Origin of the sequence: Streptomyces sp. NPDC050145 (genome assembly GCF_044460245.1) — a bacterium.
Taxonomy (GTDB): domain Bacteria; phylum Actinomycetota; class Actinomycetes; order Streptomycetales; family Streptomycetaceae; genus Streptomyces.
Genome location: NZ_JBITJS010000017.1, coordinates 64676 through 82055 on the forward strand (window position 1 = coordinate 64676; position 17380 = coordinate 82055).

The 17380-nt window shown below is 70.4% G+C and carries 14 protein-coding genes; 9 read left to right on the forward strand and 5 right to left on the reverse strand.

Annotation, left to right across the window (positions count from 1 at the left end):
- Nucleotides 1–29 precede the first annotated feature (29 nt).
- On the forward strand, nucleotides 30–2003 hold the full coding sequence (locus ACIBTU_RS30005; RefSeq protein WP_399129678.1) for an ATP-dependent DNA helicase: 1974 nt from the start codon (nucleotides 30–32) through the stop codon (nucleotides 2001–2003).
- A gap of 201 nt (nucleotides 2004–2204) precedes the next feature.
- Here ACIBTU_RS30005 and lexA read toward each other — a convergent pair whose 3' ends face one another.
- On the reverse strand, nucleotides 2205–2990 hold the full coding sequence (lexA, locus tag ACIBTU_RS30010) for a transcriptional repressor LexA (protein ID WP_399129679.1): 786 nt from the start codon (nucleotides 2988–2990) through the stop codon (nucleotides 2205–2207).
- Nucleotides 2991–3506: 516 nt separating this feature from the next.
- On the opposite strand from lexA, the gene nrdR reads away from it, so the two are divergent.
- Together nrdR and ACIBTU_RS30020 are read left to right on the forward strand one after the other, a co-directional pair.
- Complete coding sequence (gene nrdR, locus ACIBTU_RS30015; protein ID WP_399129680.1) at nucleotides 3507–4052, forward strand: transcriptional regulator NrdR; 546 nt, start codon at nucleotides 3507–3509, stop codon at nucleotides 4050–4052.
- A gap of 135 nt (nucleotides 4053–4187) precedes the next feature.
- The gene (locus ACIBTU_RS30020; protein WP_399129681.1) at nucleotides 4188–7082 is read left to right on the forward strand and encodes a vitamin B12-dependent ribonucleotide reductase; all 2895 of its coding nucleotides are present in this window, start codon (nucleotides 4188–4190) and stop codon (nucleotides 7080–7082) included.
- A gap of 123 nt (nucleotides 7083–7205) precedes the next feature.
- Here ACIBTU_RS30020 and ACIBTU_RS30025 read toward each other — a convergent pair whose 3' ends face one another.
- Complete coding sequence (locus ACIBTU_RS30025; RefSeq protein ID WP_399129682.1) at nucleotides 7206–7742, reverse strand: TerD family protein; 537 nt, start codon at nucleotides 7740–7742, stop codon at nucleotides 7206–7208.
- A 171-nt stretch (nucleotides 7743–7913) separates the two neighbouring features.
- On the opposite strand from ACIBTU_RS30025, the gene ACIBTU_RS30030 reads away from it, so the two are divergent.
- The 3 genes from ACIBTU_RS30030 to ACIBTU_RS30040 all read left to right on the forward strand — a co-directional run bounded on the left by ACIBTU_RS30030 (nucleotide 7914) and on the right by ACIBTU_RS30040 (nucleotide 10209).
- Nucleotides 7914–8519 carry a YdbC family protein gene (locus ACIBTU_RS30030; RefSeq protein ID WP_399129683.1) on the forward strand — a complete coding sequence of 202 codons (606 nt, stop codon included), beginning with the start codon at nucleotides 7914–7916 and terminating at the stop codon, nucleotides 8517–8519.
- A gap of 109 nt (nucleotides 8520–8628) precedes the next feature.
- Nucleotides 8629–9288, forward strand: coding sequence for a histidine phosphatase family protein (locus ACIBTU_RS30035; RefSeq protein ID WP_399129684.1), 660 nt, complete (start codon nucleotides 8629–8631; stop codon nucleotides 9286–9288).
- Between the two features lie 12 nt (nucleotides 9289–9300).
- A complete protein-coding gene (locus tag ACIBTU_RS30040; RefSeq protein WP_399129685.1) occupies nucleotides 9301–10209 on the forward strand; it encodes an ADP-ribosylglycohydrolase family protein in 909 nt (302 codons plus the stop codon).
- Between the two features lie 108 nt (nucleotides 10210–10317).
- Here the strand turns inward: ACIBTU_RS30040 and ACIBTU_RS30045 are convergent, their stop codons facing one another.
- A complete protein-coding gene (locus ACIBTU_RS30045) occupies nucleotides 10318–11865 on the reverse strand; it encodes an MFS transporter (RefSeq protein WP_399129686.1) in 1548 nt (515 codons plus the stop codon).
- A gap of 157 nt (nucleotides 11866–12022) precedes the next feature.
- On the opposite strand from ACIBTU_RS30045, the gene ACIBTU_RS30050 reads away from it, so the two are divergent.
- The 3 genes from ACIBTU_RS30050 (at nucleotide 12023) to ACIBTU_RS30060 (ending at nucleotide 14100) form a co-directional block, all read left to right on the forward strand.
- Nucleotides 12023–12649, forward strand: a complete 627-nt coding sequence (locus tag ACIBTU_RS30050; protein ID WP_399129817.1) for a TetR/AcrR family transcriptional regulator — start codon at nucleotides 12023–12025, stop codon at nucleotides 12647–12649.
- A gap of 51 nt (nucleotides 12650–12700) precedes the next feature.
- Nucleotides 12701–13402 (forward strand): ribonuclease HII, encoded by a 702-nt coding sequence (locus tag ACIBTU_RS30055; RefSeq protein WP_399129687.1) that lies wholly within the window; start codon nucleotides 12701–12703, stop codon nucleotides 13400–13402.
- Nucleotides 13403–13470: 68 nt separating this feature from the next.
- Nucleotides 13471–14100: a hypothetical protein gene (locus ACIBTU_RS30060; RefSeq protein ID WP_399129688.1), complete on the forward strand. Its 630-nt coding sequence runs from the start codon at nucleotides 13471–13473 to the stop codon at nucleotides 14098–14100.
- Between the two features lie 81 nt (nucleotides 14101–14181).
- Here ACIBTU_RS30060 and ACIBTU_RS30065 read toward each other — a convergent pair whose 3' ends face one another.
- Complete coding sequence (locus ACIBTU_RS30065; RefSeq protein ID WP_399129690.1) at nucleotides 14182–14820, reverse strand: hypothetical protein; 639 nt, start codon at nucleotides 14818–14820, stop codon at nucleotides 14182–14184.
- A gap of 271 nt (nucleotides 14821–15091) precedes the next feature.
- The gene (locus ACIBTU_RS30070) at nucleotides 15092–17254 is read right to left on the reverse strand and encodes a RecQ family ATP-dependent DNA helicase (RefSeq protein WP_399129691.1); all 2163 of its coding nucleotides are present in this window, start codon (nucleotides 17252–17254) and stop codon (nucleotides 15092–15094) included.
- Nucleotides 17255–17380: the final 126 nt, after the last annotated feature.

Sequence of the window (17380 nt, forward strand, 5' to 3'; positions counted from 1 at the left end):
TCAGTGGTGCCGTTTAGGGTGGTCGAGCTATGACGAAGCCCTCACTCCCCGAGCTCCTGCACGCCGCCGTCACCGCCGTCGGCGGCACGGAGCGCCCTGGCCAGGTGACCATGGCCGAGACCGTCGCCGAGGCGATCGACGACGGCTCCCATCTGCTGGTCCAGGCCGGCACCGGCACCGGAAAGTCGCTCGGCTATCTCGTGCCGGCGCTGGCCCACGGGGAGCGCGTGGTGGTCGCCACGGCGACGCTGGCGCTGCAGCGCCAGCTCGTCGAGCGGGATCTTCCGCGCACCGTCGAGTCACTGCACCCCCTCCTGCGGCGCCGTCCCGACTTCGCCATGCTCAAGGGCCGGTCGAACTACCTGTGCCTGCACCGCCTCCACGAGGGAGTGCCGCAGGAAGAGGAGGAGGGTCTCTTCGACCAGTTCGAGGCGGCCGCCCCGACCAGCAAGCTCGGCCAGGACCTGCTGCGGATGCGGGACTGGGCGGACGAGACGGAGACGGGCGACCGGGACGATCTGACCCCCGGCGTCTCCGACAAGGCCTGGTCCCAGGTCTCCGTCTCCTCGCGGGAGTGCCTGGGCGCGTCGAAGTGCGCGTACGGGCAGGAGTGCTTCGCCGAGATGGCCCGGGAGCGGGCCAAGCTGGCCGACGTCATCGTCACCAACCACGCGCTGCTCGCGATCGACGCCATCGAGGGCGCGCCGGTCCTGCCGCAGCACGAGGTGCTGATCGTGGACGAGGCCCACGAGCTGGTCTCCCGCGTGACCGGAGTGGCGACCGGAGAGCTCACTCCGGGCCAGGTCAACCGAGCGGTGCGCCGCGCCGCGAAGCTCGTGAACGAGAAGGCGGCCGACCAGCTCCAGACCGCCGCCGAGGGCTTCGAGCGGCTCATGGAGCTCGCACTGCCGGGCCGCCTCGAGGAGGTCCCCGAGGACCTCGGCTACGCCCTGATGGCGCTGCGCGACGCCGCCCGCACCGTGATCACCGCGCTCGGTTCCACCCGGGACAAGTCCGTCCAGGACGAGGACGCCGTACGCAAGCAGGCGCTCGCCGCAGTGGAGACGATCCACGACGTCTCGGAGCGGATCACGAACGGTTCGGAGTGGGACGTCGTCTGGTACGAGCGCCACGAGCGCTTCGGCGCCTCCCTCCGGGTCGCTCCGATGTCCGTGTCCGGGCTGCTTCGCGAGAAGCTCTTCACCGACCGCTCCGTCGTCCTGACCTCGGCGACCCTGAAGCTCGGCGGTGATTTCAACGGGGTGGGGGCGTCCCTGGGCCTGGCCCCGGAGGGCACGCACGGAGACGACCTGCCCGAGTGGAAGGGCATCGACGTCGGCTCGCCCTTCGACTACCCGAAGCAGGGCATCCTCTACGTCGCCAAGCATCTGGCCCGCCCCGCGCGCGAGGGCACGCGCACCGACATGATGGACGAGCTGGCCGAGCTGATGCAGGCCGCCGGTGGCCGGACGCTCGGGCTGTTCTCCTCGATGCGGGCCGCTCAGGCCGCGGCCGAGGAGCTGCGCACCCGCATCCCCGAGTACCCGATCCTGCTGCAGGGCGAGGACACCCTCGGAGAGCTGATCAAGGGCTTCGCCGCGGACCCCAAGACCTGTCTGTTCGGGACGCTGTCCCTCTGGCAGGGCGTGGACGTACCGGGAGCCGGCTGCCAGCTCGTCGTCATGGACAAGATCCCGTTCCCGCGCCCCGACGACCCGCTGATGAGCGCCCGCCAGAAGGCGGTGGAGGACGCGGGGGGCAACGGCTTCATGGCCGTCGCCGCGACCCACGCCGCCCTGCTCATGGCACAGGGAGCGGGCCGGCTCGTCCGGGCCACGGGCGACCGGGGTGTCGTCGCCGTCCTCGACCCGCGCATCGCGACGGCTCGCTACGGCAGCTATCTGCGGGCCTCGATGCCGGACTTCTGGTACACGGTGGACCGCAACCAGGTACGCCGCTCGCTCGCGGCCATCGACGCCGCGGCGCAGGCCGACGAGAAGTAGGCGCGCAGCCCACGCCAGCGGGGCCGGATCCGGGCTCGGCGTAAGACGCGCAGCCCGGAACGGACGCAAGTACGTGCGAGCGGATCCCGGAGCCGGTGCGCGCACCTCTGCACCCCGAGTCCGAGGTGTTCGATCGGGAATTCGGACAGTGCAGGGCCCCGGAACCGGCGCAGTTGGTTCCGGGGCCGGTCGGGGAGCGCGTCAGACGCGGCGCAGAACGGCCACGACCTTGCCGAGGATGGTCGCCTCGTCACCGGGGATCGGCTGGTACGCGGCGTTGTGCGGGAGCAGCCAGACGTGGCCGTCCTCGCGCTTGAAGCGCTTGACCGTGGCCTCGCCGTCGAGCATCGCGGCGACGATGTCGCCGTTCTCCGCGACGGGCTGGCGGCGGACGGTCACCCAGTCCCCGTCACAGATCGCCGCTTCGATCATCGAGTCACCGACGACCTTGAGGACGAAGAGCTCACCGTCACCGACCAGCTGCCGGGGGAGCGGGAAGACGTCCTCGACGGACTCCTCGGCGAGGATCGGGCCACCGGCGGCGATCCGGCCGACCAGCGGCACGTACGAGGCCGCGGGCTTGCCCGCCGTGTCCGTGGGCTGCGCGCTCGGCTGGTCGGAGCCACGGACCTCGTACGCGCGAGGGCGATGCGGGTCGCGGCGCAGGAAGCCCTTGCGCTCGAGAGCCATCAGCTGGTGCGCGACGGACGAGGTGCTGGACAGGCCGACGGCCTGGCCGATCTCACGCATCGACGGCGGGTACCCGCGCCGCTGCACCGAGTCCCGGATGACCTCGATCACCCGGCGCTGCCGGTCCGTGAGGCCCGTGCTGTCCGCGCGGATTCCTGGGGGCCGACCGGGCAATGAGCGCCCTGGCTTGGGGCCCTCCTGGGCCATGGCGGCGTCATTCATGGCATGCACCGGCTCGAGTCGGCCCTGGGCGCGGCCCTGGGCAGTGATGGTGGCACTGTCTGCGGTCGTGGTCACGTCGGTGGGCCCCTCTCGAGAATGTCTCCCTAGCTAGCCAACGGTAGTTCCTTTCGAAAGGTTGCGCCAAACACACGTTCGAGTGAAAAACCGTAGATTACTTGTCGTGATCATGTGCTCGGGTGTATGGCTACCGCTGTCGGAGTGAGGCATTTCAGCTCAATCCGGTACGCTTCACCGCCGGGGTCGAGGACCTCTCCGCGGGCTGTATCAGTCTGCCATCCGCACCTCGGCCGCTCGGCCGTGGCCCCCGTTTTCCGTGCCCGTGAACGCGTGGATGCCTGTGTTCAGCGGCGTTGCACGGCCTCGCCGCGCCGGAATCGACGCCGCGACACGCGTAGGGCCGATGAGGCGACCAAACCCCAGATGTAGTGGTTGGATTGCCTCGGCAGCCCAGAAGTTGTGGTCCCGCGTCCGTCGGGGCCGTGGCCATCGCCTATGCTTGAGGCTGCTTCGAGAGGTGCGACCAGCCCTCTTGAGGCTATCGAGTCGTGCCGTGAAGGAGGGTTGGAGTTCATGCACTGCCCCTTCTGCAGGCATCCCGACAGCCGTGTCGTCGACAGCCGCACCACCGACGACGGCACGTCCATCCGCCGGCGCCGTCAGTGCCCGGACTGCTCCCGTCGTTTCACGACGGTGGAGACCTGCTCACTGATGGTGGTCAAGCGGAGCGGCGTGACGGAGCCCTTCAGTCGTACCAAGGTCATCAACGGCGTCCGCAAGGCGTGCCAGGGGCGTCCGGTGACCGAGGACGCCCTCGCCCTGCTCGGCCAGCGGGTCGAGGAGGCGGTGCGCGCCACCGGAAGTGCCGAGCTGACCACCCACGACGTGGGCCTGGCCATACTGGGCCCGCTGCAGGAGCTGGACCTCGTGGCCTTCCTGCGATTCGCGTCCGTGTACCGGGCGTTCGACTCGCTGGAGGACTTCGATTCGGCGATCGCGGAGCTGAGGGAGCAAGCACCCGGCGCGACGGCGGACGACGCGGGTAGGGATTGCGCAGAGAGTGAGAGCGGGCCCGGAGGGACTGTCGAAGTCCCCGTGCCCGCCCACGCCGCCGACTGACCGGCCCACGGGCCGGCGGCGGCGATCCAGAGACCTGTTGCGGGCGGCGAAAGCGGCACCGCAATACAAGACACACACCGTGCCACGGGAAGATCGAGGCACTTTAGGGCGTTTTAGCCCGATATGGGAGGCGGCATGACAGAGACGGCGAGCGGCCCGGCACGAGGTTCCCGCGCGAAGGGTCCCAAGGCCACCAAGGGTCTGCGCATCGAGCGCATCCACACCACCCCCGGCGTGCACCCGTACGACGAGGTGGAGTGGGCGCATCGTGACGTCGTCATGACCAACTGGCGCGACGGCTCGGTCAACTTCGAGCAGCGTGGCGTCGAGTTCCCCGACTTCTGGTCGGTGAACGCGGTCAACATCGTCACCAGCAAGTACTTCCGCGGTGCCGTCGGCACGCCGCAGCGCGAGGTGAGCCTCAAGCAGCTCATCGACCGCATCGTGAAGACCTACCGGAAGGCCGGCGAGGACTACAAGTACTTCGCCTCGCCCGCCGACGCCGAGATCTTCGAGCACGAGCTGGCGTACGCCCTCCTGCACCAGATCTTCAGCTTCAACTCGCCGGTGTGGTTCAACGTGGGCACGCCGCAGCCCCAGCAGGTCTCCGCCTGCTTCATCCTGGCCGTCGACGACTCCATGGAGTCGATCCTCGACTGGTACAAGGAAGAGGGCATGATCTTCAAGGGCGGCTCCGGCGCCGGCCTGAACCTCTCCCGCATCCGTTCCTCCAAGGAACTGCTCTCCTCGGGCGGCAACGCCTCGGGTCCCGTCTCCTTCATGCGCGGTGCCGACGCCTCTGCAGGAACGATCAAGTCGGGCGGCGCCACCCGCCGCGCGGCCAAGATGGTCATCCTGGATGTCGACCACCCCGACATCGAGGACTTCATCGAGACCAAGGTGAAGGAAGAGGAGAAGATCCGCGCCCTGCGTGACGCGGGCTTCGACATGGACCTGGGCGGCGACGACATCACGTCCGTCCAGTACCAGAACGCCAACAACTCGGTGCGCGTGAACGACGAGTTCATGAAGGCCGTCGAGTCCGGTGGCAAGTTCGGCCTGCGTGCCCGCATGACCGGTGGCGTCATCGAGGAGGTCGACGCCAAGTCGCTCTTCCGCAAGATGGCCGAGGCCGCCTGGGCCTGCGCCGACCCGGGCATCCAGTACGACGACACCATCAACCACTGGCACACGTGCCCGGAGTCCGGCCGCATCAACGGCTCGAACCCGTGCAGCGAGTACATGCACCTGGACAACACGTCCTGCAACCTCGCCTCGCTGAACCTGATGAAGTTCCTCAAGGACGACGGCAAGGGCAACCAGTCCTTCGACGTCGAGCGCTTCGCCAAGGTCGTCGAGCTCGTCATCACGGCGATGGACATCTCCATCTGCTTCGCCGACTTCCCGACCGAGAAGATCGGCGAGAACACCCGCGCGTACCGCCAGCTCGGCATCGGCTATGCCAACCTGGGCGCCCTGCTCATGGCGACCGGCCACGCCTACGACTCGGACGGCGGCCGCGCCCTCGCCGGCGCCATCACGTCGCTGATGACCGGTACCTCGTACAAGCGCTCCGCGGAGCTCGCCGCGGTCGTCGGCCCGTACGACGGCTACGCGAAGAACGCCCAGCCGCACCAGCGCGTCATGAAGCAGCACGCCGACGCCAACACCGTGGCCGTCCGCGTGGACGACCTGGACAGCCCGATCTGGGCCGCCGCCACGGAGGCCTGGCAGGACGTCGTCCGCCTCGGCGAGAAGAACGGCTTCCGCAACGCGCAGGCGTCCGTCATCGCCCCGACCGGCACCATCGGTCTCGCGATGTCCTGCGACACCACCGGCCTCGAGCCCGACCTCGCCCTGGTCAAGTTCAAGAAGCTGGTCGGCGGCGGCTCGATGCAGATCGTCAACGGCACCGTGCCGCAGGCTCTGCGCCGCCTGGGTTACCAGGAGGAGCAGATCGAGGCGATCGTCGCCCACATCGCCGAGAACGGGAACGTCGTCGACGCCCCGGGCCTGAAGACCGAGCACTACGAGGTCTTCGACTGCGCGATGGGTGAGCGTTCCATCTCCGCGATGGGCCACGTCCGCATGATGGCGGCCATCCAGCCCTGGATCTCCGGCGCGCTCTCCAAGACGGTCAACCTGCCCGAGACCGCCACGGTCGAGGACGTCGAAGAGGTCTACTTCGAGGCGTGGAAGATGGGCGTCAAGGCGCTCGCCATCTACCGCGACAACTGCAAGGTCGGCCAGCCCCTCTCCGCCAAGACCAAGGAGAAGGAGAAGGCCGAGGTCACGGAGAAGGCCGAGGCGGAGATCCGCAAGGCCGTCGAGAAGGTCGTCGAGTACCGCCCGGTCCGCAAGCGTCTGCCCAAGGGCCGCCCGGGGATCACCACCTCCTTCACCGTCGGTGGCGCCGAGGGCTACATGACCGCCAACTCCTACCCGGACGACGGTCTCGGCGAGGTCTTCCTGAAGATGTCGAAGCAGGGCTCCACCCTCGCGGGCATGATGGACGCCTTCTCCATCGCCGTCTCGGTCGGCCTCCAGTACGGCGTGCCGCTGGAGACCTACGTCTCGAAGTTCACCAACATGCGCTTCGAGCCGGCCGGCATGACGGACGACCCGGACGTGCGGATGGCGCAGTCGATCGTCGACTACATCTTCCGCCGCCTGGCGCTCGACTTCCTGCCCTTCGAGACGCGCTCCGCGCTCGGCATCCACTCCGCCGAGGAGCGTCAGCGTCACCTGGAGACGGGCTCCTACGAGCCCACCGAGGACGAGGTCGACGTCGAGGGTCTGGCCCAGTCCGCGCCCCGCGCGCAGGAGCTGAAGGCCGTCGAGACGCCGAAGGCCCCGGTCGCCGCGGAGGTGCCCGCCCCGAAGCAGGCGCACACCAGCGCCGAGCTCGTCGAGATGCAGCTGGGCATCCAGGCCGACGCCCCGCTCTGCTTCTCCTGCGGTACGAAGATGCAGCGCGCCGGATCCTGCTACATCTGCGAGGGCTGCGGCTCGACCAGCGGCTGCAGCTGAACCGGCGGCACCGGGACTGACGCGGCGGCGGTGAGAACGCGCCGCCGCTCAGGTCCCTGAGCGGCACACGAAGAGGGAGTCGACCCACGGTCGGCTCCCTCTTCGCCGTCTGCGGCGCACTCGCTAGAGCGCGCCCATCGCGGCGGCGAACGAGGTCAGGTCGCCGTCGAAGCCGTGGACCGTGTCGTGGAACGACCACTCGCCGTCGGCGCCCCGCACGAACTCGGCGACGGTCGCCGCCGAGCAGCCGCTCACCGAGGCGAAGTCGTGGAGCGCCAGCTCCGTGTACCCCTCCCGTATGCGCACCGCCGTGCTCGTCACGTCCCCGAACACCTTCGTCCGGTCCGTCCGCTCCTCGCCCTGCTGGATGGCCACGCCGACGATCACGCGCGCGTACCGCGGTGCCAGACGATCCAGTTCGAGCGTCATGACCTCGTCGTAGCCGAAGCCCTGACCGGTGCGGCTGTCCCGGTCCAGCGTGATGGTGCCGTCCGGGGAACGGCTGTCGAAGTGCACGACGTAGTCGGGATCCCCGTGCGGCGCGTCGCTCGTGTACGTCGCCGCCACGAGGTCCAGATCATGGGGAGGCGAGCCGATCGGGCTCGGGTCCCACTTCAGTCCGACCTCGATCTTCTCGATCCCCTTGCGCAGGCTGCTCACCGAACTCCCCCTTCTCGGCGCGATGTTTGAGTGCTACCGACACGCTACGTCGTCCCGCCGACAACAGGGGGAGCGACCGTTCGCCGTCGGCCACTCGCGCGCGCCCCCCGAAGTCCCCGCACTACAGCGGAGAGTGACGCCACGTCATGCATAGCGCCGTACGATGATGCGGTGCTGGTCAAGTGGATTCGCTGCACCGTGGTGGACCGTCGGGGGTTCGAGCGGGGGCAGCGGAAATGGGCGGGGCTTCTCGGGGAGCCGGGGTTCAGGGGACAGGGCGGAGGCTGGAGCAGGCGTCGGTCCGACGTGGCCCATGTGTTCGGCTTCTGGGAGAGCCGGGCCTTCTACGACTCCTTCATGGCGCGGTCCCACGACCGGCTCGCCGCGGCGCAGTCCGGCACGTTCAAGGACATACAGGTGAAGCTCTTCGACTACAGCTTCGACGTGAAGACCGGGTTCGAGGCCGACTTCACGGACGCTGACGTCGTGCGGGTGGCTCACCTCAAGGTGCACGCCGAGCGGGCGGAGCACTTCGCCCTGATGCAGCGGAAGGTCTGGAACCCGGCGATGGCCGGCTCGCCCGGCATGATCCGAGGACTCTTCGGGGAGGCGCCCGGCGACGAGTTCCTGGTCCTCTCCATGTGGCGCTCCGAGGCCGAGCGCGGCAAGTACCAGGTGAACCGGGTGGAGCGGCTCTCCGCGCGGGCCCAGACGGAGACCGACGTCCGGGACGTGAGCGGCGACATCGTCGGACTGGAGCCGAGCTGGACGGTGTGAACGCGGCCTCACGCGCGCGTGCCCTGCGATCCAGGTGATCTACGTGATCTACGCCGGATGGAGCCCGTACGGGTGCTCGGAACCGGCCGGGTCGATCTACTGTCTTGGCATGGCACGACCACGGCGCATCGTTCTGGTCCGGCACGGCGAGTCCGAGGGCAACGCGGACGACACCGTGTACGAACGCGAGCCCGATCACGCGCTGGCGCTCACCGAGAAGGGACGGCGCCAGGCCGAGGGCACCGGTCGCGAGCTGCGTGACCTGTTCGGTGACGAGCGGGTGAGCGTCTATGTCTCGCCCTACCGGCGCACGCACGAGACGTTCCGCGCGTTCCGCCTGGACCCCGGTCTCGTACGGGTGCGGGAGGAGCCGCGCCTGCGCGAACAGGACTGGGGCAACTGGCAGGACCGCGACGACGTACGCCTCCAGAAGGCGTACCGGGACGCGTACGGGCACTTCTTCTACCGCTTCGCGCAGGGGGAGTCCGGGGCCGACGTGTACGACCGGGTCGGTGCCTTCCTGGAGAGCCTGTACCGGAGCTTCGAGGACCCCGGGCATCCGCCGAACGTGCTGCTGGTGACGCACGGGCTCACGATGCGGCTGTTCTGCATGCGCTGGTTCCACTGGAGCGTCGCGGACTTCGAGTCCCTGTCGAATCCCGGGAACGCGGAGACACGGTCGCTCGTTCTCGGGGAGAACGGCAAGTACACCCTGGACCGGTCGTTCGAACGCTGGCGTGAACCTGAGCCTTATGGGATCACCGATTAGAGTGGCTTTGCGATGATCGCTGATTCCTCTCCCGAAGGGCGCGCGGACCGCGCCCTGTCCAGCCTGCGCGGCCTCTCCGTGGGGGACGCGCTGGGATCCCAGTTCTTCGTTCCGGAGAACTATCCGCTGCTCAAGCGCCGTGACCTGCCCGACGGCCCCTGGCAGTGGACCGACGACACCGAGATGGCCTGCTCCGTGGTGGCCGTCCTGGCCAGACACTGCCGGATCGACCAGGACGACCTCGCCCGGTCGTTCGCCGAGCACCATGACTTCGACCGCGGGTACGGCCCTGCGGTGAACCGGCTGCTGAGGCTGGTCCGTGAGGGCGGCGACTGGCGGGAACTCGCCTCCGCGCTGTTCAAGGGCCAGGGCTCGTGGGGGAACGGGGCAGCCATGCGGATCGCCCCGCTCGGCGCCTACTACGCGGACGACCCCGAGCAGGCCACCCACCAGGCCGAGATCTCGGCGTACCCGACCCATCAGCACCGTGAGGCGGTCGTCGGCGCGATGGCGGTGGCCGCTGCGGCGGCCCTGGTCGCGGCCCCGGCCGGTCCGCCCACCCCAGGCGACCTGCTCGACGGAGTCATCGCGCTGGTGCCGCGCAGTGCGGTGGGTGCCGGGCTGCGCCGGGCCCGGGACATGCTCGACTACGGGGACCCGGGGACGGTCGCCGCGGTGCTCGGCTGCGGCCGGCGGACCTCGGCGCACGACACCGTGCCGTTCGCCCTCTGGTCGGCCGCCCGCGGGCTCGGCGACTACGAGCGTGCCTTCTGGAGCACCGCCCAGGTGGGCGGCGATGTGGACACGACCTGCGCGATCGTCGGCGGGATCGTCGCCTCCGGCCCCGGGGGAGCCCCACCGGCCGCCTGGCTGGAGCGGACCGAAGCCCTCCCGGACTGGGTCTCGGCCCAGAAGGCGTAGACCGCTCCGGAAGATCTTGCCCTCGGGCGCCGCTCGAGCGCGGCACCGTGGATGCCGGGCCCCTGGCCGGCGGCCGGCGGCCCGGCATCCACGTCCCCCGCCAGGGCATCAGCCCCCGGCCGGCCCGGCGACACCCGAGAGTGCCTCCAGGTCGCTCTTGCGCACCTTGATGACCACCAGCGCGACGGCCAGCGCGAGCACCGCCATGGCTGCCGCCGGGATGAACGCCGTGGAGATGCCGTGCGCCAGCACCTCGTGCCCCCAAGGTGCGGGCAGCTCATGGGACTTGAGGAACGCCGCCTTCTGCTCGGGCGAGGCGTGCGCCATGAAGTCCGGCACCTGCTGCTTGGCCTCCTCACGGCTCGCCGAACCGAAGACGGTGGTCAGGATCGAGAGGCCGAGCGAGCCGCCCACCTGCTGGGTCGCGTTGAGCAGGCCGGACGCCGCCCCGGCCTCGTGCTGCGCGACGCCGGAGACCGCCGTGACCGTGAGGGTCACGAAGTTCAGCCCCATGCCGACGCCGAACACCAGCATCGGGCCGAGGACCCCGCTCGCGTACGAGCTCTCCGGCGTCACGAACGTCTGCCAGGTCAGCCCCAGCACGGCGAGCGCGGTGCCGGCGACCATGAACGGCTTCGGGCCCAGGGTGGGCAGGAAGCGCTGGGAGAGCCCCGCGCCGACCGCGATCGCGGCGGTGACGGGCAGGAACGCCACGCCGGCCTTGATCGGCGAGTAGCCCAGCACGTTCTGCACGAACAGCACGATGAAGAAGAACATGCCGAACATCGCCGCGGCGAGGCTGAGCATGATCACGTAGGTCCCGGAACGGTTGCGGTCCGCGAACATCCGCAGCGGCGTGATCGGGTCCTTGGCGCGCCGCTCGACGATCGCGAAGGCGAGCAGCAGCACGACCGCGGCGCCGAACGAGCCCAGCGTCAGACTGTCCCGCCACCCTTCCTCGGACGCGCGGATGAAGCCGTAGACGAGCGCCACCATGCCGAACGTGGAGGTCATCGCGCCGGCGATGTCGAAGCTTCCTGGATGTCGCCGCGACTCCGTGATGTACAGGGGCGTGAGAACGGCGATGAGGATGCCGATGGGTACGTTCACGAACAGCACCCAGCGCCAGTCCAGCCAGTCCGTCAGCATGCCGCCCGCGAGCAGACCGACGGCGCCGCCTCCCGCGGAGACGGCGGCGAAGACGCCGAACGCCCGGTTCCGCTCCGGGCCTTCGGGGAACGTGGTGGTGATGAGGGCCAGGGACGTGGGTGACGCGATGGCGCCGCCGACTCCCTGCAGAGCGCGGGCGGCGAGCAGCTGCCAGGGCTCCTGGGCCAGGCCACCCAGCAAGGAGGCGGCGGTGAACAGGAGGATGCCGGTCATGAAGACCCGGCGGCGTCCCAGGATGTCGCCCGCGCGGCCGCCCAGCAGCAGCATGCCGCCGAAGGTCAGGGTGTACGCGCTGACCACCCAGGTCAGGTCGGTGGTGGAGAACTTGAGGGCGTCTTGGATGTGCGGGAGCGCGATGTTCACAATCGTCGCGTCGAGGACCACCATGAGCTGGCAGGCGGCGATGACGGTGAGCGCGATACCGGGATGCCCCTCCCGGCGGGCTGCCCGCGGCTTCTGATCTTGCGTCAACTGAGAGGTTGTCACTATGGATCCCCCACAAGAGCATTAGTGAACGAACCCGTTCACTGTCGCTCCAACGGTAGTGAGTCCCCTTCAGTGAACGCAACCGTTCACTGAACTCGCCGCCGTGTGTCTCGGGCCACTCCCGGCCCCTCTCGGACCGCTCAACGGAGAGATGACGATGGTTAGTTCGCGCTGGACGGCCGCTCCGCCCCAGGGCGCCGTCTCCTTGCGCAGGCGTGGCGCCGTACTGGAACGCGCCATCCTGGAAGCCGCGTTGGACCAGCTCAGCACGGTCGGCTGGAACGGGCTGACGATGGAGGGCGTCGCCGCGGGCGCCCAGACCGGAAAGGCGGCCGTCTACCGGCGCTGGCCCTCCAAGGAGGACCTCGTCGTCGACGCGCTTCAGGCGGGACTGCCCCGGCTGGACTCCGCCCCCGACCGCGGCGGCGTCCGTGAGGATCTGCTGGAGCTGTGCCGGCAGATGCGCGCGGCGATGTACTCGCGCCCCGGTTCCGCGTTGCGCTCGGTGCTTCACGAGTGCGACACCTTCACCGCGGAGCGCTTCCACTCCGTGATCGTCGAGGGGGTCGTCGAGCCGAGCGTCGAGCTGATCAGGGAGGTCCTGCGTCGCGGGATCGAGCGGGGTGAGGTGCGCCCCGACGCCGTCGATCCCTACGTGTGCGACGTCATCCCCGCGATGATGATGTACCGCTCCAAAGTGTGCGGGAGCGAATGGGAGGAGGGGGATCTGGTGGAGATGATCGACCGGGTGATGGTGCCCCTTGTGGAGCGGCGTGCGGAATGAGCGGAGGCGGGTGTCGCGGAGCCCCGCGGGCGGCGTAGGCTGGTTGACGCCATGCCGTACGAACCACCCACCCACACCGTCGAGCGCTCCTTGCGCGCCACTACCGGTGCCAAGATCATCGCCGGTGTCGACGAGGTCGGCCGGGGTGCCTGGGCCGGTCCCGTCACGGTGTGTGCCGCGATCACCGGCCTGCGCCGACCGCCCGACGGGCTGACCGACTCCAAGCTGATCAGCCCCAAGCGACGCGAGACGCTCGCGGACGTCCTGGAGGGCTGGGTGACCGCCCACGCCCTCGGTCACGCCTCACCCGAGGAGATCGACGACCTGGGGATGACGGCCGCGCTCAGGCTCGCCGCCGTGAGGGCCCTGGAGGCCCTGCCGGTGCGACCCGACGCCGTCATCCTGGACGGGAAGCACGACTACCTGGGCGCGCCGTGGCAGGTCCGTACGGTGATCAAGGGGGACCGTTCCTGCATCGCCGTCGCCGCCGCGTCGGTGATCGCGAAGGTCCGCCGCGACAAAATGATGGCCGAACTGGGCATCGACCATGCAGACTTCGGGTTTGCGGCCAACGCCGGATACCCGTCGCCGGTGCATCGCGCCGCGTTGGAGGAGCGGGGGCCCACCCCGTACCACCGACTGTCGTGGGCGTATCTTGATGCGCTGCCCCAGTGGCGGCACCTCAAGAAGGCCCGCAGCTGGGCGGACGCAAGCGTTCCTGAGATCGAGGGCCAGCTCGGCTTCGACTTCTGACCGCTGCGCTCGCACTGACGTGCCACCCGCTGGCGCGATCCGCACCGGCGTTTGATAGATATCAGCTCATGCCTCTCATTCCCGAGGAGCCTCAGATTCACGAGAGTGCCCAGGGTCCCCGCGCGACTCCGGCCAGTGGCCGTACCGCGCCGACCCCTCGCCCTGTACCCGGCCCGCGTCCCGCGGCGCCGCCGCGTCCCGGTCACCCGGGTCCCGCAAGGCCCATGCCGCCCGCGCAGCGCACGCCGCGTGACGCAGCCGTTGCCCCCAGGCCGGGCCCGAAGGCCCCGGCCGCCCCGCCGGCGCCCGCCGGGCCGCAGGTCCAGCTGATCCCGGCCTCGGCCGAGGGTGCGCTGGACGCCGCCGAGGAAGCCGTCGACCTGCTGCTCGACTCCGGTCGGACGCCCGGTGAGGTCCTCGTGATCACCACCGGCGACCCGCACCCGTGGGCCGCGCACGAGCTGTCCTTCGGTGCCGACGCCTACTGGGCACAGCACGACGCGGGCGACGACGTCTTCTACGCCGATGCCTCCGCCCTGGACCGCGCCGGGACCCGCCCGGTCGTCGTCGTCGCCGTGAACGGCGGCGACGAGGTGACCGGAACGGCTCTTCCGCTCGCTCTCGGCAGGGCCGGTTCCCTGCTGATCGTGTGCGGCGAGCCGCAGCGCATCAACTCGCTGCTGGGCGCCGGGGTCTGACGCCCGGCTTGCCGGCTGCCCGCACCGCCCGACGGTGCCCGGTCAGTCCGGCAGGCCGGTCTGCGGCCGCCGCCGACCGGTTCAGCGCGCGGCCGCCCGGCGGAGCATCTCCGTCGCCGCGCCACCCGTGCGCGGCGCGGGAGGCTCACTGCTCCCGAGGCTCTCGACGGCGGACCCCAGACCGGGGCTCCGGCCGCCGCGCCCCTCGCCGAGCACCTGCCAGCCGTCCCGCGTCATGGTGATGTACGCACCGCAGCGCAGCCCGTGGAGAGTGCAGGCGTCGCGCAGTCCCCACATCCAGGCCCCGTCCTCCTCCGTCCAACGGGCGTCCCCCTCGCGGCAGTAGAGCAGGACGGCCGTCCGGACCGGGGTGCGGCGGCGCAGGTCGTGCGGGATCACCCGACGCAGCTGCGACAGCAGGGAGTTCCGGAACGTCCAGCCGTCGGTGTGGCTCTCGCGGCGGGTGAACGAGGCACTCGCGCGCAGTCGCTCCTCAGGATCGAGCACCGCCACGACAGCGGTCTGCGGTATCGGTCGGTGGCGGCTGTGCAGCCCGCTGACGACCTCACGCGGATTGCGCAGCAGCGGGATCCCGGCCGCCGCCCACTCCGTGGGTTCGAGCAGCCTGGTCGGGCGGTTGACGGAATCGGCGGACCTCTCGGTGCGCATCGAGGACGCGGACAACGATGCCGCCGAGGACGGAGCGAATCCGAAGGTCACGGTCCTCCCTTCGGCTGGACGCCCACGAGGAGGGCAGGGGCGGACTGGGGGAGCGCACCGCGGCACAGCCCTACCGGACCACGGGAGCCGTGCGGGGAGCACTCCCAATTCTTCCCGTCGTACTGTCGCTCGGCAACGAGCAATTGGCGCCGAGGCCCGGTATCTGACGATGCGTCTTCAATATCCCTGCCCATAGCTTGGGGCACCCATGTGCGGCCGCGCGCCCGAGGCTCCTCCCCGGGCGCCCGCCGCGGCTCCTCCGGCCTCGGCCTCAGCCCTGGACGGCCAGGACCAGCGGCAACACCGCCCCGGCACCCGCCCGGCGCAGCAACCGCGCGGCCATGGCCAGCGTCCAGCCCGTCTCCGTGTAGTCGTCCACCAGCAGCACCGGCCCCGAGGCTCCGGCGAGCGCGCCCGCCAGCTCCGGCGGCAGAACCAGGGTGCCGTCCAGCGCGCGCAGCCGCTGCGCGCTGTTGCTGCGCGGGATGTGCGCGGTGTCGCTGCCCGGTTCGTACGTGATCTGTCCGAGCAGCGGCATCCGGCCCACCTGTGCGATGCCCCGGCCCAGGGAGTCGATGAGCTGTGGCCGGGTGTGCGAGGCCATCGTGACCACTCCCACAGGGCGCGGGAGGGCGGAGGCGTCACCGGACGCCCAGCCCCCCGGTCCCTTGGCCCAGTCGGCGAGGACCTCCACGACGGCCCGTGCCACGTCGTCCGGCACCGGGCCGTCCGGCGCCTGGGGCGCGAGCATCGGGCGCAGCCTGTTGCCCCAGCCGATGTCCGAGAGCCGCCCGAGGGCCCGCCCCGACGCCGCCTGCTCGCCCGCGGGGATGCGGCCCTTCAGGTCGATCCCGACCGAGGCGAGTCCCGTGGGCCACATCTTCCGGGGCTCCACCTCCACGCCGGGGCGCCCGAGCTCGCCTCGGGCCGAGGTCAGCGCCTGCGGCGACACGGAGGCGTCGAACCGCGCCCCCGCGCAGTTGTCGCACCGGCCGCACGGGGCCGCCGCCTCGTCGTCCAGCTGCCGCCGCAGGAACTCCATGCGGCAGCCGGTCGTCGTCGCGTAGTCCCGCATCGCCTGCTGCTCGGCCTCACGCTGCTTGGCCACCCACACGTACCGCTCCGTGTCGTAGACCCAGGGACGGCCCGTGGAGATCCAGCCACCCTTCACCCGGTGCACCGCGCCGTCCACGTCCAGCACCTTGAGCATGATCTCCAGGCGTGAGCGGCGCAGCTCGACCAGAGGCTCCAGCGCAGGCAGGGACAGCGGCCGTTCGGAGCCCGCGAGCACGTCCAGCGTGCGCCGCACCTGGTCCTCGGGCGGGAAGGCGAGCGAGGCGAAGTAGCGCCAGATCGCCTCGTCCTCCTTGCCCGGGAGCAGCAGCACCTCCGCGTGCTCGACGCCGCGGCCGGCGCGGCCCACCTGCTGGTAGTAGGCGATGGGGGAGGAGGGCGAGCCGAGGTGCACCACGAACCCCAGGTCGGGCTTGTCGAAGCCCATCCCCAGCGCGGACGTGGCCACGAGGGCCTTCACCCGGTTCGCCAGCAGGTCCTCCTCGGCCTGCTGGCGGTCCGCGTTCTCGGTCTTGCCGGTGTACGAGGTCACGGTGTGCCCGCACTGCCGCAGGTACGCCGTGACCTCCTCGGCGGCCGCCACCGTGAGCGTGTAGATGATGCCGGAGCCCGGAAGGTCGTCGAGATGGTCGGCGAGCCAGGCCAGGCGGTGGGCGGCGTCGGGCAGCTCCAGCACGTTGAGGCTCAGACTCTCGCGGTCCAGTGGGCCGCGCAGCACCAGGGCGTCCGAGCCGGATCCCGTGCCCAGCTGGTCGGCGACGTCGGCCGTCACCCGGGAGTTCGCCGTCGCGGTCGTGGCCAGCACCGGGACGCCCGCCGGGAGTTCGGCCAGCATGGTGCGCAGCCGCCGGTAGTCGGGACGGAAGTCGTGCCCCCAGTCCGAGATGCAGTGCGCCTCGTCCACCACCAGCAGGCCGGTGGCGGCGGCCAGCTGCGGCAGGACGTTGTCCCGGAAGTCCGGGTTGTTCAGCCGCTCGGGGCTGACCAGGAGCACGTCGACCTCGCCCGCGGCGACCTCGGCCCGGACCGCGTCCCACTCCTCGGTGTTCGACGAATTGATCGTGCGGGCGCGGATGCCCGCACGCTCGGCCGCCTCCACCTGGTTCCGCATGAGGGCGAGGAGCGGCGAGACGATCACGGTCGGCCCGCTGCCCCGCTCGCGCAGCAGCGCCGTGGCCACGAAGTACACCGCGGACTTGCCCCAGCCGGTCCGCTGCACGACGAGGGCGCGTCTGTGCTCGGCGACCAGCGCCTCGATCGCCCGCCACTGGTCCTCGCGCAGGCGGGCGGTGCCGGTCGGGTCTCCGACGAGGCGGGCGAGTACGGTGTCGGCCGCGGTCCGCAGGTCTTCATTGCTCATGCCCCCATGCAACCCGATGGCACCGACATCGCGCGAACGAGCTCCGCGACCTGTGGACAACTCATGACGTGTCCCTGGCGGGGGTTATCCACAGGGTGAACCGGAGTCGGGCGATCCGCGGCATGG